Genomic DNA, 19,617 nt, shown 5'->3' with positions numbered 1-19,617 from the left:
GACGATGAACATTGGTGAAGCAGCTACCGCCTCGGGCGTTTCCGCAAAGATGATCCGGCACTACGAGTCGATCGGCCTGATCAAATCGGCGGATCGCACGGGGTCTGGCTATCGTGTCTATTCAGGCAACGATCTGGAGACGCTTCGCTTCATCCGGCGCGGGCGTGACCTTGGATTCTCAATCGAACAAATTCGCCATCTTCTGGCGTTGTGGCGCGATCGCAGCAGGGCATCGTCCGATGTAAAGCGGATTGCGCTGGAACATGTCGAAGAGTTGGAAGCGAAGATGCGCCAGCTTCAGGAAATGGCCAATACGTTGCGCCATCTCGCCACGCACTGCCACGGCGACAGCCGACCAGATTGTCCGATCATTCAAGACCTGGCGCATGCTGACACGAGTGATTTCGCCCCAGCTGTTGCTGCATCCAAGCGGTCGGGTGCACTGAAAGGCACGTTGGCCGGTCAATGAGGGGTGGCCAACACCATTCTGTTTTCTCGCAAACCAGAATGTTGTGCTGACAAATCCACGCAAATGCGTTGGAATATCCTCTTATCCTTGAGTTCCCCCGTTCGCCACTGAACCCGTGCGCGCCTGCAGCCGAAAATGGCGAAACAATCCGCTATCCGATCTCGTCGGTAGTGGCCGGCGCCTGACGAGGTGTCGAGCCTTTTCTATTCAGCACGCGGATCGCGTTCGCAGCCCTTCTCTTTGCCCGGTAGCGGTTGAATTGCTGATCTGCCAAGACCCCGGACAGGATCACCGCTCCCATCACAGCGAAGTTGAGCGAGGAAGGGATGCCGAGAAGATTGACCAAGTTCTGCAACTCCTGGAGCAATACCGCGCCCAACACGACGCCGATGATCGAGCCTTCTCCGCCACGCAACGAGAAGCCGCCCAAGACGGCAGCTGCGATAGCGTAGAGTTCGTAGAAATTGCCATGTGACGAGGGCTGCACCGATCTGGTGAACATAGCAAAATAAACCGCGGCAACGGCGGTCAGCACAGCACAGATAACATAGGCAGCGGTGATGACGAAACCGGTGCGGATGCCCGAGTAGCGTGCCGCATCCTCATTCTTGCCCACCGCCTGCAAATGCCGGCCAAAGACAGAGCGGTGAAGCAGGAACCAACAGACCACCCCTATGATAATCATGGCGTAGAAGGAGTGCGGAACTCCAAACGAGCGCCCAATGGTCAGCCATTCCAATGCTGGATAGTGCGCGCCGAAGGGAAAGCCGGCAGTGGCTTCGCCCGTATAGCCGCGCGCGACGCCGCGATAGATCAGCAGGCCACACAGCGTCACCACGAAGGGTTGCATCCTGAGTTTGGTGATCAAAATGCCATGAGCAAGTCCGAGGAGCGTTCCGATGGCGATAACGACAAGGATCGCCACCGGCCACGGCACTCCGAACTTACCTACCATATCGACGAATATGACACCGAGCAGCGCAATCATCGACCCAACCGACAGATCGATACCACCCGTCATGATCACAAAGCCCTGCCCGATAGCGAAGAGACCGAACAGGCCGATCAGGTTGGCTGTATTGCCCAGATTGATTGGCGAAAGGAACAGCGGATTTCGAAGATAGACCACCGCTCCCACAATGATGATCAGAACTGCCAACCCGAGGTCTTTTTTATGCATTGGTCTTCCTAATTGCGCCGACAGCGAGCTTGAGCACATTGTGTTCGGAGAACTGCGATCGCGACAGCGATCCGGCGATTGCCCCTTCCCGCAACACGACGATACGGTCGGACACGCCAATCACTTCTTCCATGTCGCTGGAGATCATCATGACGCCAACGCCTGTGTCTGCCAATGCGCGCATGAGCCTGTAGATTTCAACTTTGGAGGCGACATCAATGCCGCGGGTAGGCTCGTCAAAAATGATCAATACTGGCCGCATGGAAAGCCATTTTCCCAACACAACCTTTTGTTGATTGCCGCCGGAGAGTTCTGCAGTATTACGCATGACATCGGTGGTTCTGATGGCGAGTTTTGTACGTTGATCCTCGGCGCGCTCTTTAACCAAGTTTTGCGACACGAAGCCGTTGCGGGACACTGCGCCAAGATCGGCGAGGCAAATATTCTCGCAGATCGCGCTTTCCAACACGAGGCCAGTGCGTTTGCGATCCTCTGGTACGAGATAGACGCCCGCTTCGATAGCGTCACGCGGCGAAGCCGCCCTGAATGGCTTGCCCGCCAGCATGATCTCGCCCTCGAGAATGGTGCCGATCCCGAAAATGGCCTCGGCCAGTTCCGTTCGTCCCGCGCCGACCAGTCCGGCCACCCCCAGAATCTCCCCGTAATGGATATCGAAATCGACCAAAGCCCATGGTTTTGCGCCGGTTCTGACAGCCCTCAGAGACAAGACGGCCTCTCCGGCAGGGCGAGCCGGCGGCGCATATAACGAATTGAGGTCGCGTCCGATCATCATACGGATCATGGCGTCATGGTTTATTTCAAACTGGCTGAGTTCACCGGCCGCCTTGCCGTCGCGCAGCGCGAAGACACGGTCGGCGCATTCCTCAATCTCGCTCAGACGATGCGATATGTAGATGACGGCGATGCCCTCGGCCTTGAGATCGGCTATGACCTTCATCAGTGTTTTCGTTTCTGACAGCGTCAGTGATGACGTTGGTTCATCCATGATGATGACCCCCGCCTTGATGGAGAGCGCCTTGGCGATTTCGAGCAATTGCCGTTCGGCCAATGACAGATCAGCGACGGGTGTGTCGGGCCTGAACATGGCGCCTACGCGTCGCAGAAGCGGTTCGGCTGCGGCACGCATGGCTTTTTCGTCCAGGAGCCCGAGGAAACCCGAGCGTATTTCGCGGCCCAGGAACATGTTGGCAGCGACATCGAGATTGTCGAAGACATTGAGTTCCTGATGCACGAATGCGATCCCGGCGGATTGTGACTCGGTCACCAGAAATCGGTCGCATCGCACATCATCGACAATGATATGGCCCGAACTGGGCTGGACAACACCCCCCAGAATTTTCATCAGCGTGGATTTGCCGGCGCCATTTTCTCCGATCAGGGCCAGCACCTCGCCGGCCATGACCGACATGGACACATTGGAGAGGGCCACCACGCCGGGATAGGCTTTTGAAATGCTTTCAAGCACCAACAGGGGGCGCTTCCGATCCGCTTTCGTCGTCATGTGTCGTGGCCATCTGATTTACTGGAAGCAGAGATAGTCGACGCCATTGGCCGAATATTCCAAGTAAGTTCGCACCGGGCCGGATGAACCGTCCGAGCCCGATGCGGCTGCACTGGCCGAGAGGAGTTTACCCGCCAATGCGCTCTTTGAGTTCCGCCTCGAAGGCATCAACGTTGGAAGCGTTGATGACTTTGGTTGGAACAATAATGAGGCCATCCGCCGGAACCCCCGACTTGTCACCCTCGAGATACTTCGCCATCAAATGCATGCCTTGATAGCCCCACTGGTAGGGATCCTGAACAACCGTTCCGGCGAACTTGCCTTCGCGCACCGCACCCAGGGTGATCGGGTCCTCATCGAATGCGATGACCGTGATGGCGCCAAGCTTGCCCGCTGCCTGGAGGGCCTCGTAAATCTTTGGTGGGTTGTAGGAATAAAACCCGACCATGCAGGTGATGTCCGGATTGGCGGCAAGCACGTCATCGACATTGGACCGGGCACGAGCGAAATCGACGTCGTCGCCGCGCACATCGGCAAGCTCGATCCCGGATCCTTCCACGGCCTTACGGAACCCGGCGATACGCTCGATAGCGTTGTCGGCCCCCAGGAACCCGACAAAACCCATGCATTTTCCACCTTTGGGCATCGCGGCGACTGCGATTTCGCCAGCCTGCACGCCTGCTAAGGTGTTGGAGGAGCCAAGATAGGCGATGCGCTTGCTGGCGGGCGCGTCACTGTCGGTGGTGAACAGCGGCACCTGGGCCGCAACACGATTGAATGCGTCGATGGAGTTCTTCGGGTCGGCTGACGATATCATGATTGCATCGGTGCCGGCAGCGACAAGGTCATCCATCAGGGCATTCTGCAGGGCCGCGGTACCCTGAGCCGGATAGCGGAACTGCAGTTCGTAGCCCGGCAACTCCCCTTGAGCCTTCTTGACGCCGGCTTCGGCGAGCTTCCAAAAGTCCGAAGCGGCATTCACGACGAAAGCCAACTGGGGCTTGTCCTGAGCCACAGCGGGGCCGGCCAGGCCGGAAACCACCATGGCGATCGAGACGGCAAGGTTCAGGTTCATTGGTTATCCTCCCATTTTGAGAGCATGGTCGCGGCCATACTCCTCGGTGTTACTGAATGCCCCGAAGCAATCCATTTGCCGCAGGGCGGTACATATCCATTGCTTTGGGCGTCCGCCCGGACGATCGCATTCGGATAGCCCCCGGAGCTGGCGTCGGATATTGCTTGCCGCGCGTGTCCGCGCACGGTCTCGAACGTTACATGGCGGGATTGCGTCGGATCACTCGATGATGATACCGGGCGCAGAAGCCCGGCTCTTCACTCGTGCACACATCCAGACCGGTGTTGATCGTGTCCGCGACGGTCTCCCCTCAATCAGTTGGATCACTACCTCAGGGGTGCGCTGACCCACTTGGGAGCGGCTCCGTGCTTGGTTAAAGCTGCACCTGCGGCCAAGCGCACGCCAGAACTGTTGCCGCCGTGATCCACCCTGCGGCACGTAATGAGGTATGAAATCAAGTCATCGAACCAACATCGATGTTCAATGCGGTCGCAGATCTGGTCATATTAAATGCTAATAACAGCACTTAATTAGCGCAGCCGTCAAGCACGAAATTCAACAACGGGTGCGCAGCATACGGGCCGTACGTACAGGAAATGCAACAAGGGTGCCTGTGGCAGCCACGGCACGCAGGCGGGGTGCCTTCAAACGATCATCGCGCCGCCACGGTGGCTTCGGCATCATCCAAGCGCCGGCGGGCGGTGGACCCCCGCGCAATCAGTTCACATTCAACCTTTATGCGACTGGGAGTGGTGTGCAGGCCGCCGGCCGCGTCGATAAGCAGCTCCGCAGCCGTCCGCCCCATTTCATAGAGCGGGAGAACGAGGGTTGATAGCGGAGGGTGCATGTACTGCGCGATATTGCGATCGTCGAAGCCAATAACGGCCACATCGTCCGGTACTATGGCGCCCAATTGCTTGAGTGCGTCGAAACAGCCGACTGCCATCATGTCGTTGGCGCAGAAGATGGCATCGGGCGGATTGTCCAATGCCATCAGTTCCAGCGTCATTTCGTAACCCGACGATGGCTCCCAATTGCCCGGACGCACCAGCGCAGGATCGAAGGCGATATCGTTGCTGGCCAACGCCTGCTTGTAGCCCTTGAGACGATCACGCGCCGCATCCACCCCCTGTTGGCCATTGATAAAACCGATGCGCCGGCGACCGTACAGCAGCAGGTGTTCGGTCGCGGTGCGGCCGCCCAACAGATCGCCAGGCAGAACGGAGTGATGCTCGCGATGCTCGTCATAGCAGTTCACCAGGACGATACGACGGTCGGCAAGAGCCACAGGAATCTGCACGAGCCTTGTCAGGATTGTACCGTAGATCAAACCAAGAATGGGCAACTTACCCAGACCCGCGACGATGTTGGTCTCAACGTCAGCGTCGCCATGACTAACTGCCATCAGCACGTTGATACCATATTCGAGCGCTTTATCCCGGGCGCCTTCGAACGCCAGCGACATCCAGGGATCCGTTGAGGTTTCATCGGCAACGAAAACTATTGTGGACTGCCCACCCGGGACTGCCTTGGTTCCACGGCGCACAAAACGGTAGCCAAGCGCCTGCGCTGCTTCCAGCACGCGGCCCCTTGTGGCGTCGGCAAGCCGCGCACCTTTCGTTCCGCTGAGAACCAGTGAGACGGTGGCCTGGGAGACGCCCGCCGCTGCGGCAACATCCATCATGGTGGGGCGCCCCACGCTCAATTGCCTCTTGGATTTGGACATAAATCGATAATTTCTCCGTGAAATAAACATCTGCCATGCGGCCGTGAATATTCGGCGCCGTAGGTTTCGCTGGTTCGGCCGCCCGGCCCGTTCATGCGCCCTCTTAGGTAATATCAAACCAATAATGAATTGATTATGCAAATACATATTGATGATATTAGCAATTGCCTTTGCGCAGAAGTGCTGTGGTGGAGACTGGGTGTTGTCGGCGTGCAGGCGGAAGTTCAGGCGGCCACCTGAATCGAGCGAACCAATGTCGTCCGCGCCGAGGTCATGTGGCGCAAACACGTGCGCTCGATTTCATGCGTGTCGCCGCTCAACAGCGCGTCGATGTAGGCGAGGTGCTCGCGTATCGCGGCCTCGTTGCGCTGCAGTTCATCTTTCTTGTTCCACTGGTAGTGGTAGTGGAAGATCAAGGTAATGACGTCGTAGAAATCGTCGATGAAGCGGTTCGGCGCAGCGCGATTTATGAGGCGGTGCAGACGATTGTCCAACCGCGAAAAATCGTGGAAGCGCCCGCCGATTTCCCGCAGCAACCGTTGGTGCTCCGTCTTCAGGTCGGCAAGTTCCCCCCACAATGGCGAGTCGTCCGGAAGCTCGGCGAAAAGGTGAGCCGAGCGCAATTCGAACATGACGCGGATCTCGAAGAGTTCGAGCGCGAAAGCCTCGGTGAATCCCTTGAACAGCCAGCCAGAATTCTGCTTTTTTTCGATCAGCCCGAACCGGCTGAAGCGGATCAGGAATTCGCGCACGCCGTTGGTGGCTACCCCGAACTGTCTGGCGAGCTGAAGCTCATTTATAAGCGTGCCGGGCTGAGTGTCCCCGCGCAGCATCCACTCCATGAACTGTTCTTCGACATGCTGACGTTTCGATGTCGTTTCGAGATCGGGAAAATAGTCGGATTTCAGTATGTTTCGGCCGACCGTGGCTCCATCTTCAGAGATCCGCATTATGCCGCGTGCTTGGAGTTCGCCCAGAACCTTCCGTACTGTCGTGCGGCTGACGCCGATCCTTGCCCGCAGAGCGTTCTCGGAGGTCGCGCTGATGTCGACGGCGCCCTCGTCGAGCAGTTGCAGTGTGCGGTTGAAAGCTTTCTTGAAAACTGAATCGGGCTTCACGATATGCACCTGTCCTTTTCGTTTGCATATTACTTATAAAAAACAACTTGACCTTCGTCCAGTCCTGCGGCTTTTTATCGATAAGAATACAAACCCCGGGTTGCATCGTCATCAGGAGGTTGTGTTGACGGGGATGGACGAACCGCTTGAACGAGAAGTCGCTGAACCGCGAGCGGGCGCCGTTGCGAACAGCGAGCGCATCGCGGTGGCGGTCGGCCTCAAGATGCTCGGTGCCGGCGCGGTCCTCATCTTGCTCGGGCTCGTCCTGGCCTTGAGCTTTTTGTCGCCGTACTTCCTGTCGTCGCGCAACCTCGGCAACATCCTGGCGCAGACCGCGGTGATCTGCGTCGTCGCCATGGGGCAGCATCTGGTCATCCTGACCAAGGGGATCGACCTTTCGGTTGGATCAAACCTCGCACTGGCTTCTGTACTCGGGGCGCTGAGCTTTCACGCCGGAGCTTCGACGCTGACGGTGATTGCCGTGATGGTGGCGGCCGGCGCGGCCGTCGGCGCCATCAACGGCCTGTTTTATGTCTACGGACGCCTGCCGCACCCGTTTATCATCACGTTGGCGACGCTCAGTATTGCCAAAGGCGTCGCCCTCCAGCTTGCCGACGGCCGCGCCATTCCGGGGATGCCGCCAGCCATCCGGAGCTTGGGACAGGAGGCATTTGCCGGACTTCCCGGATCGGTGTTCGTGGTCGCGGGGGTTGCGGGACTGATGTTTGTCGTGACGCAGTCGACAGTCTGGGGCCGCTGGATGTATGCCGTGGGCGGCAGGGCCGACGCCGCGGTGCGCATGGGCATCCCGGTTTCCGCGGTCTTGGTGTCTACCTACGTCATTTCAGGGACCTGCGCCGGCGTCGGGGCCGTGCTTCTCGCTGGCCGCACCGATGCGGGGTCGCCCCTGTTCGGCAATCTCCTCGAACTTGACACCATCGCCGCGGTCATCATCGGCGGAGCCAGCTTTCTCGGCGGCCGCGGGCACATCGGCCATGCCTTGATCGGGGCGATCATGATCGGCGTGATCCGCAACGCCCTCAATCTCTTGAACGTCGGGGTGTTTTACCAGCTGATCGTCATCGGCGTTGTCATCGTCGTTGCCGTCGAGGCCGACGTCCTGCGCAATCATCTCGAGTCCCGCATGCGGGTCCTGCGCGCGGAAACCGGACCATGACGCAGCACCCGCCAGAAGCACACCCCCAACGTCCGGTCCTGTGCGTCCGCGGCGCTTGCAAGCGTTTCGGCTCGGTGGTTGCGCTCGACGACGTCAGCATCGAGGTCAATCGCGGCGAGATCCTCGCCCTGCTGGGAGACAACGGCGCGGGCAAATCCACGCTTATCAAGTGCATCAGCGGCGTCCACCGGCTGGACGCAGGCGACGTCGTAATAGACGGCGCGGCCAACGTTCTGCGGTCGCCCGCCGACGCGCGGTCGGCCGGCATCGAGACGGTTTATCAAGACTTGGCGCTGTTCGATAACCTTACCCCGGCCCAGAACTTCTTCGCCGGACGCGAGATCGCTGGTCCGAGATGGCTACCGCGCGCCATGCGCTTCCTTAACAAACGGGAGATGGACGAACAGACGCGCGCGTTGATCCGGTCGCTCAACGTGTCGCTGCCACACCTCGACGGGGTCGTGGCGTTGATGTCCGGCGGCCAGCGGCAAGCCATCGCCGTCGCCCGCTCGGCGGTCTTCGCTCGCAAGGTGGTCATCCTGGACGAACCGACCGCGGCCCTCGGTCTGCGCGAGTCACGCAGGGTGCTAGACCTCATCGGCGTGCTGCGCGACCGTGGCAACGCGATCATTCTGATTACCCACAACATGGAGCACGTGACCGAACTTGCAGATCGAGCAGCGGTGCTCAGACAGGGGCGGAAAGTCGGCGAGCTCGTGCCGACGCGCGATAACAAACAGCAGCTGGTCTCGATGATCGTCGGGGCCTGATCAAAAGTTTGCGGGTTCGAAAGTCGGCCGCGAGGAGACCGCGCAGGGCCCGCCAAAACAGGGAGGAAGCGATGAGACTGCAGTTCTTGATGGGACCGGCGCTCGCCGTAATGGCAAGCCCAACGGCAGCCGCCGAAAGCGTGAAGATCGGCTTGATCACCAAATTTCCGGTGCCGTTCTATTCGACGATGGAAGAGGCCGCCAAAAAGTACGCGGCGGACCATCCGGGGATCGAACTCGTCACGGGGCAAGGTCAGTCGGCAACCGACATCGAAGGTCAGATCGCCCTGATCGAATCGATGGTCACCCAAGGGGTCAAGGGGCTGGCGATCACGCCCGTCGACCCCACCGTCGCACCGGCGCTGGACAAGGCCGTCGCCGCGGGCATCAAGGTGGTGCTGGTCGACAACAGCATCCCGGGCTGGAAGGGCCAGACGGCGCTGGTGTCCACTAACAACCTCAACGGCGGCAAGATCGCCGGCGAGTTCCTCAAGACCAAGCTCAAGGACGGCGACAAGATCGCCATTTTGGAAGGGGTGCCGGGCGTGCCGGCGCTGGACGAACGCGTCACCGGGATGATGGAGGGTTTGGGCGGCGTCAAGGTCGACGTCGTCGCCAAGGGCGCGACCAACTGCACGCTCGAACTCGGCACCTCCGTCACCGAAGACATCCTGACGGCCAATCCGGATCTGAAGGCAATTTACGCGGCCTGCGGTCCGCCCATTCCCGGGGCCGTCAAGTCGCTCGCCAATGCGAACATTGCCAACGACAAAATCATTCTTGTGGGTTTTGATGCCTGTTGCGGCGAACTTGAAGCCATCAGGGCCGGAACGGAAGATGCGAGCGTCGCGCAATTTCCCGCGAGGATGGGCGAGCTTGGCATAGCGACCGTTGTCAAGGCCATCCATGGTGATCCTGTAGACGCCAACGTCGACACCGGGGCCGGGCTTGTCACCCCGGAAAACGTCAAGGATTTCGAATGAGTGAGAAGAGCCCGACGGGTTTTCCGCCGGGCGCCTCCCTGCGACGCCGCACATGCACGAAAAGGCGCGGTTGGTCCAAAAGCCCCGCCGAGTCGTTTGCGGTACTCCTCGCCGCCGCGGCACTTCGCTCCACCATGACCCACCCGGCGGTCACATCGGTGCTCCTGAGCGCAGCAATGTCGATGCAATCCATGCATCGTGGCCCAAGGGCGCTGATGCAATCTTCGACCCGCTAGGATAGGGCGTGAATGCGCAGCGAGGAGAGCAGTGTTTGCTTCGAAGTGCGCAGGTGATCGCGAGCTGCCGCGAGTGCGGAGGTTTCGTCGCGCGATTTCAGGGCCGCGATCAGTCTTAGATGTTCGTCGATCGCGGCTGCGTTGCGCTCGCGTTCGTCCTTCTTATCCCACTGATAATGGTAGTGGAAAATCAGGGAGATCACCTTCTGGAACTCGGCGACGAAGCGATTGCGCGTGACGCTGCCTATCGCCAGGTGAAAGCGCTCGTCCAGCAGGGAAAAATCGTGAAAGCGCTCATCGATTGCCTCTGCCAGTGCGCGATGCGCCTCTTCTAGCTCCTCGATCTTGTGCCAAATCCGGTGGTTGTCGGGCAGCGCAATGAGCTGCGAAATCGCGTTGAGCTCAATCATCATTCGGAAATCGGAAAGCTCGATCGCAAAATCAGAAGTGAATCCAACCAGTTCCCAACCATTTTTGGGCCGCCGTTTGACAAGGCCGAACCGGCTCAACGACGCTAGGAATTCCTGCAGGCCGTGGACGCTGACCCGAAAACGCCGGGCAAGTTCGGCGACATTGAGCGGCGTCCCCGGCGGCACGTCGAAGCGCAGGATCCAGTAGAGAAACTGGCGTTCGAGCTCTTCGGGGGAAACCTGGCTCGCACTTACCGTCAGCCATTCGTCTGGGCGCGGCGTCCGCATGAGCGCCTTCTGGCGCCCCCTCCATTGCACCACCCCGATCATGTCCAGACGTTCGAGGATTGAACGGATCACCGTACGGCTCACGTCGAATTGCGCAGCAAGCGCCAGTTCCGAAGCCAGCAAATCGCCGGGTTTCAACGCGGAACACTCACGGAGAAGCGCATTGAAAGTTGCCCTGAAACGTTCATCTGTTCTTGCCATCGCGCGCCCTTCTGTCGCTGTTCGCAATATACCAAAAGACAAATGTCGACAATAATTAAAAACAATTGACAGCGCATACTCTGACCTGCAGTCTGCATTTAATTATTTTATACCGCTCAGGGAGGGGCGTTATGTCAGTTGATGTGGATCGGATTGTTGTGCCGTTAGCTCGGGTCAAAATTACATCCGATGCCCTGCACAAGCTTTCCGCGCTGTTCACGCTTTTCATGCTGATAGCACTCTTCGCCTTCGGCAATGCAGCCTTCCTGAGCGTTGGCAACGGGCTGACGGTGTTGTTGCAGACGTCGGTAATCGGCCTGCTCGGGATCGGAATGACGCTGGTAATCGTGACCGGCGGGATCGATCTCAGCGTGGGTTCGGTGCTGGCGCTTTCCGGAACCGTGGCTGGTCTTGCGGTCAAGGCCGGCATGCCCGTACCGCTCGGCATGTCCATGGGAATCGTAGTCGGGGCACTGTGTGGAGCTGTCAATGGGATCGTGGTCACGAAGATGCGCATCACGCCCTTTGTCGCCACGCTCGGCATGATGCTGATCGCGCGGGGCACCGCCTTGCAGATCACCGGCGCCGCTCCGATTTCGCAATTGGGCGAGGCGTTCGGCAAACTGGGCAACGGTTCGCTTTTCCGTGTGATTGGCATGGGTTCGAATGGGTTGCCCAAGGTCATTTTTCCGGGAATTCCCTATCCGGCGATCCTGCTTGTTGTCGTCGCCGTGACCGTCGCCTTCATGTTGCGCCGCCGCTCTATCGGCCGCCACATCTATGCCACTGGTTCGAATGAGGAAGCTGCGCGGCTTTCCGGTGTCGCGGTCGATCGAACCAAGCTTGCCGCCTATGTCATGTCCGGCGCGCTCGCCGGTCTGGCAGGGATCGTCTTGATGTCCCGTCTGGTCACCGCACAGCCCAATGAGGGCGTCATGTACGAGCTCGACGCAATCGCTGCGGCCGTCATCGGCGGGTCGTCACTGATGGGCGGGGTGGGAACCGTTTCCGGAACGATGATCGGCGCCTTCATCATCGGAGTTTTGCGCAATGGCCTGAACATGGCCGGCGTCTCAGCCTTTATTCAGCAGATCATCATCGGCTTCGTCGTGATCATGGCGGTCTATGTCGATCAGCTGCGAAGCCGCCGTTAACCGGCAAAACTGTCTTCATCACAGGAGGAGAAAATGAAGAAGACCTTGAAAGCACTGCTGCTGGCAAGCACGATGATCGCCGCGCCCGCCACCGTCATGGCGGGAGAAATCGCCGTGATCGTCAAGACTACCAACTCCAACTTCTGGCAAAATGTCAACAAAGGCGCTTCTGCCGCGATCGCCGGCCAGAGCGAACACACGATGACCTTCAACGGCCCGGCTGCCGAATCCGCGATTGCCGACGAGCTCAGCATGGTCGAAAACGCTATCAATCGCGGTGTGATTGGCATCGTGCTCGCACCGTCGGATCCGGATGCGCTTGCTCCGGCCGTCAAAAAGGCCCACGAAGCTGGTATCCCGGTCGCAATCATCGACTCCGCTCTCTCAGAGGCTGCCAAGGATACCTATCAGACCTTCCTTTCGACCGATAACTGCGCGGCCGGCAAGCTTGCCGCGACGATGATGATCGACAAGGTCGGCACCGAAGGCAAGGTGGCCGTGATGTCTTATGTGGCGGGCGTCGGTTCAGAAGTGGGTCGTGTCGGCTGCTTCGTCGATCATCTGAAGGCGAATTCCAAACTGGAAATTGTTGGTCCCTTTTATTCGCAATCCCAGATGGCCACGGCACTCAACCAGACGACGGACATGCTTTCCGCCAATCCGGATCTTAAAGGCATTTTCGGTGCCAACGAGCCAACTGCCGTCGGCATGGGGCGTGCGATCGTCCAGGCCGGCAAGAAGGGACAGGTCGTTGCCATCGGCTTTGACGGCAACGAAGACCTGCAGGCTTTCGTCAAGGATGGCACGCTCGCAGCGACCATGGTCCAGGGTTCCTACCAGATGGGCGAACTCGGCGTGAAGGCCATTCTTGACATCGTCGGCGGCAAGAAGGTCGAGGCGCAGATCGATACGGGCGTGGTCGCCGTCACCAAGGACAACATCGCTGCTCCCGAGGCCAAGAACGTTCTTTACTGAACGGCGGGCCGTGAGAAGGCAGGGCTTTGGCTCTGCCTTCTCCTCTCATCAGGAAAATCCATGAACGCGCAAGTCAAAGAATCGCGGCCGCTGGTCGAGATGATCGATATCCAGAAGAGTTTCGGCGGCGTGCACGCTGTTGAAAACGTGTCAGTCGACCTCTTTCCCGGAGAGGTCGTCGGCGTACTCGGCCACAATGGGGCAGGAAAATCCTGCCTGATGCGGATCCTCTCTGGCGCCATGGCGCCGAACGCCGGCAGGATCAGGATGCGGGGCGAGGATGTCCGCTTCGTGTCACCCCAGGATGCCCGACGCCAGGGCGTCGAGACCATCTATCAGACACTCGCCCTTGCCGATCACCTCGATGCGCCCTCCAACCTGTTTCTCGGCCGCGAGCTAAAGACGCGCTGGGGCAATCTCGATGACAAGCGAATGATGGTCGAAGCGCGGCGGGTGCTGCATCGGCTCAATCCCAACTTCAAGAATCTGAGCGATCCGGTGTCGCGGCTCTCCGGCGGCCAGCGGCAGGTCATCGCCATCGCGCGCGCCATTTATTTCAACGTGAAGGTCCTTATCATGGACGAGCCGACGGCTGCCCTCGGGCCAGCTGAGACGGCCATGGTCGCCGATCTCATCAGGCAGTTGCGCAGCGAAGGTATCGGCATCTTTCTCATCAGCCACGACATCCACGACGTCTTTGACCTTTGTGACCGCATCGTGGTGATGAACCGGGGACGCAATGTCGGCGGTTACCACATCGAACAGGTAACCAAGGATGATGTGCTGAGCCTGATCATCAAGGGCGAGATGCCCGACGGCTGGCGGCCGCGCAACGCTGCTAGCGCATTGCAACCCGGCCTGAATTCGCATTGAGGAAGGACAACGGAATGTTATGCGGCACCTGTGTCGAACCGGGACGGTTCGAGCTCATCGAACGGCCTCTTCCCGTGGACTTGCCGGAAGGCTGGGCCTTTGTCGATATCGCGGCGGTCGGCATTTGCGGAACGGATTATCACATCTATGCCGGCAAGCATCCCTATCTCAATTATCCACGCGTTATCGGCCATGAACTCAGTGGCCGGCTGGTCACCTCTGCAGGCGGCATCGAGGCCGGTACCCTTGTCGTGATCAATCCCTATATCGCCTGCGGCAAATGCCGGGCCTGCTTGCGCGGCAAGCCCAATTGCTGCTCGAACATTGCGGTGTTGGGCGTTCATCGCGACGGCGGCCTCTGCCAGCGCATTGCTGTTCCGGCGGGCAACCTGACAGCCGCCGAAGGACTCGACGAAATCCAGGCGGCCATGGTCGAATTCCTGGCGATCGGGGCCCATGCCGTGGCCCGTTCGGGACTGGCCGCCGGCGACCGGGTGCTGGTCACGGGAGCCGGACCCATCGGCATCGGGACAGCGCTTTTCGCGCGGCTCGCAGGCGCGGAGGTCCATCTTTTGGATTTGAGCGCGCAGCGGCTGGCCTTGGCGCGCGAGAAGTTCGGTTTTCAAAATACGTATGAAGATGCGTCGCGGGTCCTCGAAGGCGACCGCGCCGATGGCTTCGATACCGTCTTCGACGCGACGGGGGCTGCGGCAGCCATAGAGGCAGGCTTTCCATTCCTCGCGCATGGCAGCAGCTATGTGCTCGTCAGCGTCGTGAAGGATCATATTCGTTTTGACGACGCGGAATTCCACAAGCGGGAAACGCGCATCATCGGCAGCCGCAATGCAGTCCAGTCAGATTTCGAAACCGTCATGGCGGCCATCCGTGAGGGCAAGATTTCCACGCATGCCCTCTGCTCGGTGATCTTGCCGCTGGCCGATCTGCCGCAGCGCCTGCCCGAACTCGCGCAGGACAGGGCCGGACTGATCAAGGCGGTGGTAAGGCTCTGAGGGCTCTGCCGGGTTTCGGGAATAATTGGGCTGTCCCTCGGTGGTCGCGCTCGACGACCTGCTTCGACAGATATCGCTCGCCGTCGCCAGCACCAGGCAGCCGTTCGTCTTCTACGGAGTCACGTGCCTGATCAACCTGGTGATGACGACCTTATCCAACCTCCTTCTTATGGCGCGCCTTGGAAGCCAAGCGGCGGCTGGAGGCCGAGCAAACAGATTGGGATCTGTTTGCACGATTTGGCCCGATACTAACGTCTGGCTCTTTAGGCACCGGCCCGGGCATCAATCGAGGCATTCTTGTGCGGCGCGGAGGCAATGCATCAATCCCATTGTTGCTTGAAATCTGCATCGTAGTGCTTCAGCCGAGCTGCGGATTTCAGGTACGGGCAGAATTGGGATTTAGGGTCTTGTCCGATGCGGAGCTTGCAGTGGCATCAGCATATTTCTGAGCAATTACTGCGCAGGCCATTAGCTGAATCTGGTGGAAAATCATCAGCGGCAGCACGATGGCGCCGATAGACTGGCCGGCGAAGATAACGCCCGCCATCGGTACGCCGCTGGCAAGACTCTTCTTCGATCCACAAAACGTGATGGTGATTTCGTCAGCCCTGTTGAAGCCGAGGTGGCGGCTGCCATACATGGTGAGCACCAGCACAAAGGCGAGAAGCAGTGCGTCGAGCACAATGACAACTGCAATATCTCTGAGCGAGAAGGTCTGCCACAATCCCTCCACCACCGCTTTGCTGAAGGCGAGATAAACCACCATCAGGATAGAACCTCTATCGACAGGCGTTAGAATTCTCTTCTTGGAGCGGATCCAATTCCCGATCCATGGCTGCAGGATCTGCCCGACGGCGAAAGGCGCGAGGAGCTGCAGCAGGATCTTCTGCAGGACATCCCAGGAAAAGCCGCCATGGCCACCGATGGAAAAGAGCAAGCCAACGAGCAGCGGTGTCAGGAACATGCCGAAGATGTTGGAAGCCGAAGCCGAGCAGATGGCGGCAGGCACATTCCCGCCTGCCATCGACGTGAATGCGATCGAAGACTGCACGGTTGACGGCAGGACACACAAGAAAAGGATGCCGAGATAGAGCGGCTGGGGCAGGATCGAAATGGGAATGAAACCCAGCGCCATACCAAGAAGCGGAAATAGGGCGAATGTCGTCAGAAGAATGACGAGGTGCAGACGCCAATGCAGCAAGCCGGCAATGACAACATCGGTGGACAGGCGCGCGCCATGCAGGAAGAACAGCAGCCCGATAGCGAGGCTGGTGGCAATGCCGAAATAATCTGCGAAAGTGCCGCTCGCCGGAAGCAGTGAGGCCAGGATGACGGTGGAGATCAGCAGTGTCGTGAAGATATCGGGTAAAAAGCGGCGCATGATGCTTCCTCGCATTCGGTCAGACGGATTCTGTAACCAGCTTGATGTTGAAAAAGTTGTCCATCGCCTCAGTTCCACCTTCGGATCCATAGCCAGAGTCCTTTGTTCCGCCGAAGGGTAACTCCGGCAGCGCGAGACCATGATGATTGATTGAGAGCATTCCGCATTGTACGTCACGGCCGAGTGCGGCGCTCGTTTTCGCGGATGTCGTGTAGGCATAGGCAGCCAAGCCATAGGGGAGGCGGTTGGCTTCTTCGATCGCGGCATCATAGGTCGAAAAAGGACTGACGATCGCGATGGGACCGAAAGGCTCCTCGTTCAGTACCCGGGCTTCCAACGGTACATTGGTGAGCACCGTGGGTTTGTAGAAATTCCCGCGATTTCCAATTTTGTCGCCGCCGGTCGCAATCGTTCCTCCCAGGGATACAGCGTTGGACGTCAGCGCCTCCATGGCGTCAAGTCGTCTGCCGTTTGCGAGTGGCCCCATGGTCACGCCAGCATCCAATCCGTTGCCCACCGTGATCGCCTCGGCCGCCTTGACGAAGCCATCAAGGAAACTGGCATAGACTTTCTCCTGAATGAGGAAGCGGGTTGGAGCAACGCAGACCTGGCCCGCATTGCGGAATTTCGCTCCGGCCAGGATCCGGACGGCCAGATCGACGTCGGCGTCGTCAAATACGATTGCTGGCGCGTGCCCGCCCAGCTCCATGGTCACCCGCTTCATATGGGCACCGGCAAGAGCGGCAAGTTGTTTGCCGACGGGCGTTGAGCCAGTAAACGAGATCTTGCGAATGATCGGGTGCGAAATGAGGTGGTCGGAGATATCCGCCGGGACACCGAACACCAGGTTGAGCACGCCCGCAGGCAGACCGGCGTCCGCAAATGCGCGTACAAGTTCGGCGCAGCTTGCCGGGGTCTCCTCGGGTCCTTTCAGGATAACGGAGCAGCCGGCCGCAAGACCAGCAGCTACCTTGCGTACCGCCTGGTTCAGCGGAAAATTCCACGGACTGAATGCTGCGACAGGACCGACAGGCTCCTTGACGACAACCTGCCGGACATTGAGGGAGCGGGAAGGGATAACACGACCGTAGGCACGCCGGGCCTCCTCAGCGAACCAATCGATCGTGTCGGCTGCTCCCAATGTCTCTGTTGTGGACTCCGCGATCGGCTTGCCCTGTTCAAGCGTCATGATGGTTGCGATCTTTTCAACGCGATCCCGCAGCAATTGCGCGGCGTTGTGCAGAAGCTTTGCCCGTTCGAATGCACTGATCTGGCGCCAAAGGTTAAAACCGGTAGCCGCTGCGGCGAGGCTCTCGTCAAGGTTATCCCGCCCGGCATTCGCCACGGTGCCGATGATCTCATCGGAGGCAGGATTGATGATCGAAAGGCGCTCTTTCGAGCCCTCGCGCCAGCCGCCGTTGATATAAAGTTGGGTTTGCGGATAGTCTGACATCTGGTTCTCCGATGTTCATATCAGTAACCGAGGGCGCAACCATCCTTGCGGTGATCAGACGCGCCGAGGAGGGTTCCGTGCTGATGGTCAATCCAAACCGCCTGCGCACCGCCGATGGCCCATTTCGGAGGAACCACCTCAAAGCCGCGGCCCGCCAGATCATCGCCGACGGCGTTGCGTATGGCCTCCTCCGCTTCGATTGTCGCGGTGCCGGGGAGAGGGAACAGACGGGGCAGGTCGGCCGCCGATTGGATATCCAGTCCATAGTCGAACAGCTTGGACAGAAAGTGTGCATGTCCCATGGCCTGATAGTGCCCGCCCATGACGCCGAATGAGAGCAAGGTTTTGCCGTCTCGGGTCACCATTCCCGGGATGATGGTGTGCATGGGCCTCTTGCGCGGACCGATCGCGTTTGGATGCCCCTCTTTCAGCACGAAACTTTGGCCGCGATTGTGGAACAACACCCCCGACTTCGGTGCCATGAGGCCACTGCCGTACGGGTGGAAAATCGAATTGATGAAGCTGACGGCGTTGCGGTCTTTGTCGACCACCGAGATGTAGACCGTGTCGGAATGCTCAACGCCATCGATGATGCCGGTCGCGTCACAGGCATGGTCCAATGTGATCTTGGATGCGAGGCTGTCGGCGAGCTGATCGGAAAGCAGGAAATTTGCCGGAACATCGGATATCGCCGAGTCCGCCAGCCAACGGTCCCGTGCGGCGTAGGCTAGCCGCGTCGCCTCAACCTCAATGTGCAAGTTGTCGGCACTCAAGGGATCTCCGGATGGCGCGAAACGCTTAAGAATATTGAGGATCATCAAAGCAACAATGCCTTGGCCGTTCGCAGGGCACTCGTGCACTGTCCAACCGCGATAGGTCGCGCTGGTGGGAGTGACATATTCCCCGGCGGCGGATGCGAAATCCTCGATCGTGTGCAGGCCGCCGAGCGAGCGAAGATGCGCGACCATGTCTTCGGCGACTTCACCGCGATAAAAGGCATCCCGGCCGTGCCTGCCGATCGCCGACAACGTCTGCGCGAGTTCCGGCTGACGCTGGATGGAACCAACTTCGGGCACTTCATCGTTGTCGAGGAAAATGCGGCGCGTGGACGGGTCGCATGCGAGCATAGTGCGCTGATGCGAAATGTCGGCGGCGACGCGCGGTGTAATGCCATAGCCGTCAAGCGCAAGCGCGATCGCAGGTGCCAAGATATCGGCCATCGACATGCGTCCATGGTCAGCGACAAGCCGCGTCCAGGCATCGATGGCGCCCGGAATTGTCACCGCATGGGGCGACGACCGGGCGATTTCGGAAATTCCGCGATCCTTGAACCATCCCAATTGTGCCGCTGCGGGAGTGCGGCCAGAGCCGTTATATGCAATCACGTCGTCGCCGCCGCTCGGTGCCAGCAACGCGAAACAATCGCCGCCGATTCCGGTGGAGCCAGCCTCGACGACGCACTGAACCGCACAGGCCGCGACGGCAGCATCGATTGCCTTGCCACCGCTTTTGAGAATGTCGATTGCGGTCAAGGTTGCCATTGGATGGGACGTTGCAGCCATACCGCTCCGCCCCACGGCAATCGACCGTCCCGGATGTTCGAAGTTCCGCATCCT

Annotated in this window: 17 protein-coding genes; 8 read left to right on the top strand and 9 right to left on the bottom strand. The window is 59.3% G+C overall.

What is annotated here, in order from left to right; genetic code table 11:
* The first annotated feature begins 4 nt into the window (after positions 1–4).
* Entirely contained in the window at positions 5–469 is a 465-nt protein-coding gene (gene cueR, locus CU103_RS17500; RefSeq protein WP_106665330.1) for a Cu(I)-responsive transcriptional regulator, read from the top strand.
* 151 nt (positions 470–620) lie between these two features.
* Here the strand turns inward: cueR and CU103_RS17495 are convergent, their stop codons facing one another.
* The 5 genes from CU103_RS17495 to CU103_RS17475 all read right to left on the bottom strand — a co-directional run bounded on the left by CU103_RS17495 (position 621) and on the right by CU103_RS17475 (position 7,090).
* Complete coding sequence (locus tag CU103_RS17495) at positions 621–1,649, bottom strand: ABC transporter permease (RefSeq protein WP_106665329.1); 1,029 nt, start codon at positions 1,647–1,649, stop codon at positions 621–623.
* Positions 1,642–3,171 carry a sugar ABC transporter ATP-binding protein gene (locus tag CU103_RS17490; RefSeq protein ID WP_106665328.1) on the bottom strand — a complete coding sequence of 510 codons (1,530 nt, stop codon included), beginning with the start codon at positions 3,169–3,171 and terminating at the stop codon, positions 1,642–1,644. Before CU103_RS17490 ends, CU103_RS17495 begins: the two co-directional genes overlap by 8 nt.
* A 127-nt stretch (positions 3,172–3,298) precedes the next feature.
* Positions 3,299–4,246: a sugar-binding protein gene (locus CU103_RS17485; RefSeq protein WP_106665327.1), complete on the bottom strand. Its 948-nt coding sequence runs from the start codon at positions 4,244–4,246 to the stop codon at positions 3,299–3,301.
* Between the two features lie 652 nt (positions 4,247–4,898).
* On the bottom strand, positions 4,899–5,972 hold the full coding sequence (locus tag CU103_RS17480; RefSeq protein ID WP_245448854.1) for a LacI family DNA-binding transcriptional regulator: 1,074 nt from the start codon (positions 5,970–5,972) through the stop codon (positions 4,899–4,901).
* A gap of 224 nt (positions 5,973–6,196) precedes the next feature.
* Positions 6,197–7,090 carry a GntR family transcriptional regulator gene (locus CU103_RS17475; RefSeq protein WP_106665493.1) on the bottom strand — a complete coding sequence of 298 codons (894 nt, stop codon included), beginning with the start codon at positions 7,088–7,090 and terminating at the stop codon, positions 6,197–6,199.
* A gap of 223 nt (positions 7,091–7,313) precedes the next feature.
* Between CU103_RS17475 and CU103_RS17470 the strand changes: the two genes are divergently transcribed.
* The 3 genes from CU103_RS17470 to CU103_RS17460 all read left to right on the top strand — a co-directional run bounded on the left by CU103_RS17470 (position 7,314) and on the right by CU103_RS17460 (position 10,020).
* A complete protein-coding gene (locus tag CU103_RS17470) occupies positions 7,314–8,267 on the top strand; it encodes an ABC transporter permease (protein ID WP_106665492.1) in 954 nt (317 codons plus the stop codon).
* Positions 8,264–9,037 (top strand): ATP-binding cassette domain-containing protein, encoded by a 774-nt coding sequence (locus tag CU103_RS17465; protein WP_106665326.1) that lies wholly within the window; start codon positions 8,264–8,266, stop codon positions 9,035–9,037. Before CU103_RS17470 ends, CU103_RS17465 begins: the two co-directional genes overlap by 4 nt.
* A 71-nt stretch (positions 9,038–9,108) precedes the next feature.
* Positions 9,109–10,020 carry a sugar ABC transporter substrate-binding protein gene (locus CU103_RS17460; RefSeq protein WP_106665325.1) on the top strand — a complete coding sequence of 304 codons (912 nt, stop codon included), beginning with the start codon at positions 9,109–9,111 and terminating at the stop codon, positions 10,018–10,020.
* 232 nt (positions 10,021–10,252) lie between these two features.
* On the opposite strand, the gene CU103_RS17450 is transcribed toward CU103_RS17460, so the two are convergent.
* A complete protein-coding gene (locus CU103_RS17450) occupies positions 10,253–11,155 on the bottom strand; it encodes a GntR family transcriptional regulator (protein WP_106665323.1) in 903 nt (300 codons plus the stop codon).
* Positions 11,156–11,286: 131 nt separating this feature from the next.
* Here CU103_RS17450 and CU103_RS17445 point away from each other — a divergent pair, with 131 nt between their 5' ends.
* From CU103_RS17445 to CU103_RS17430, 4 genes are read left to right on the top strand one after another with little or no spacing between them, the layout of a single operon-like run.
* On the top strand, positions 11,287–12,309 hold the full coding sequence (locus CU103_RS17445; RefSeq protein WP_106665322.1) for an ABC transporter permease: 1,023 nt from the start codon (positions 11,287–11,289) through the stop codon (positions 12,307–12,309).
* Positions 12,310–12,342: 33 nt separating this feature from the next.
* Entirely contained in the window at positions 12,343–13,284 is a 942-nt protein-coding gene (locus CU103_RS17440; protein ID WP_106665321.1) for an ABC transporter substrate-binding protein, read from the top strand.
* A gap of 60 nt (positions 13,285–13,344) precedes the next feature.
* On the top strand, positions 13,345–14,157 hold the full coding sequence (locus tag CU103_RS17435; protein ID WP_210203780.1) for an ATP-binding cassette domain-containing protein: 813 nt from the start codon (positions 13,345–13,347) through the stop codon (positions 14,155–14,157).
* A gap of 14 nt (positions 14,158–14,171) precedes the next feature.
* Positions 14,172–15,167: a zinc-binding alcohol dehydrogenase family protein gene (locus CU103_RS17430; protein ID WP_106665320.1), complete on the top strand. Its 996-nt coding sequence runs from the start codon at positions 14,172–14,174 to the stop codon at positions 15,165–15,167.
* A 376-nt stretch (positions 15,168–15,543) separates the two neighbouring features.
* Here CU103_RS17430 and CU103_RS17425 read toward each other — a convergent pair whose 3' ends face one another.
* Genes CU103_RS17425 through ggt form a run of 3 tightly spaced genes read right to left on the bottom strand, consistent with a single transcriptional unit; the run spans position 15,544 to position 19,614 of the window.
* Positions 15,544–16,548, bottom strand: a complete 1,005-nt coding sequence (locus CU103_RS17425; protein WP_106665319.1) for a bile acid:sodium symporter family protein — start codon at positions 16,546–16,548, stop codon at positions 15,544–15,546.
* 19 nt (positions 16,549–16,567) lie between these two features.
* Complete coding sequence (locus CU103_RS17420) at positions 16,568–18,001, bottom strand: NAD-dependent succinate-semialdehyde dehydrogenase (RefSeq protein WP_106665318.1); 1,434 nt, start codon at positions 17,999–18,001, stop codon at positions 16,568–16,570.
* A 20-nt stretch (positions 18,002–18,021) separates the two neighbouring features.
* The gene (gene ggt / locus CU103_RS17415) at positions 18,022–19,614 is read right to left on the bottom strand and encodes a gamma-glutamyltransferase (RefSeq protein WP_106665317.1); all 1,593 of its coding nucleotides are present in this window, start codon (positions 19,612–19,614) and stop codon (positions 18,022–18,024) included.
* Between the last annotated feature and the right edge of the window lie 3 nt (positions 19,615–19,617).

This window comes from Phyllobacterium sophorae (assembly GCF_003010965.1).
Taxonomy (GTDB): domain Bacteria; phylum Pseudomonadota; class Alphaproteobacteria; order Rhizobiales; family Rhizobiaceae; genus Phyllobacterium; species Phyllobacterium sophorae.
The sequence above is the reverse complement of the archived record's forward strand: the minus strand, read 5'-3'. Positions and strand labels throughout refer to the sequence as shown.

Excerpts from the sequence above, each read along its gene's own strand:
- CU103_RS17490 (WP_106665328.1), bottom strand. The coding sequence starts at position 3,171 with ATGACGACGAAAGCGGATCGGAAGCGCCCCCTGTTGGTGCTTGAAAGC.
- CU103_RS17450 (WP_106665323.1), bottom strand. The coding sequence starts at position 11,155 with ATGGCAAGAACAGATGAACGTTTCAGGGCAACTTTCAATGCGCTTCTC.
- cueR (WP_106665330.1), top strand. The coding sequence starts at position 5 with ATGAACATTGGTGAAGCAGCTACCGCCTCGGGCGTTTCCGCAAAGATG.
- CU103_RS17460 (WP_106665325.1), top strand. The coding sequence starts at position 9,109 with ATGAGACTGCAGTTCTTGATGGGACCGGCGCTCGCCGTAATGGCAAGC.
- CU103_RS17440 (WP_106665321.1), top strand. The coding sequence starts at position 12,343 with ATGAAGAAGACCTTGAAAGCACTGCTGCTGGCAAGCACGATGATCGCC.
- CU103_RS17480 (WP_245448854.1), bottom strand. The coding sequence starts at position 5,972 with ATGTCCAAATCCAAGAGGCAATTGAGCGTGGGGCGCCCCACCATGATG.
- CU103_RS17420 (WP_106665318.1), bottom strand. The coding sequence starts at position 18,001 with ATGTCAGACTATCCGCAAACCCAACTTTATATCAACGGCGGCTGGCGC.
- CU103_RS17430 (WP_106665320.1), top strand. The coding sequence starts at position 14,172 with ATGTTATGCGGCACCTGTGTCGAACCGGGACGGTTCGAGCTCATCGAA.
- CU103_RS17465 (WP_106665326.1), top strand. The coding sequence starts at position 8,264 with ATGACGCAGCACCCGCCAGAAGCACACCCCCAACGTCCGGTCCTGTGC.
- CU103_RS17495 (WP_106665329.1), bottom strand. The coding sequence starts at position 1,649 with ATGCATAAAAAAGACCTCGGGTTGGCAGTTCTGATCATCATTGTGGGA.
- CU103_RS17470 (WP_106665492.1), top strand. The coding sequence starts at position 7,314 with ATGCTCGGTGCCGGCGCGGTCCTCATCTTGCTCGGGCTCGTCCTGGCC.
- CU103_RS17435 (WP_210203780.1), top strand. The coding sequence starts at position 13,345 with ATGAACGCGCAAGTCAAAGAATCGCGGCCGCTGGTCGAGATGATCGAT.
- ggt (WP_106665317.1), bottom strand. The coding sequence starts at position 19,614 with ATGCGGAACTTCGAACATCCGGGACGGTCGATTGCCGTGGGGCGGAGC.
- CU103_RS17485 (WP_106665327.1), bottom strand. The coding sequence starts at position 4,246 with ATGAACCTGAACCTTGCCGTCTCGATCGCCATGGTGGTTTCCGGCCTG.
- CU103_RS17425 (WP_106665319.1), bottom strand. The coding sequence starts at position 16,548 with ATGCGCCGCTTTTTACCCGATATCTTCACGACACTGCTGATCTCCACC.
- CU103_RS17445 (WP_106665322.1), top strand. The coding sequence starts at position 11,287 with ATGTCAGTTGATGTGGATCGGATTGTTGTGCCGTTAGCTCGGGTCAAA.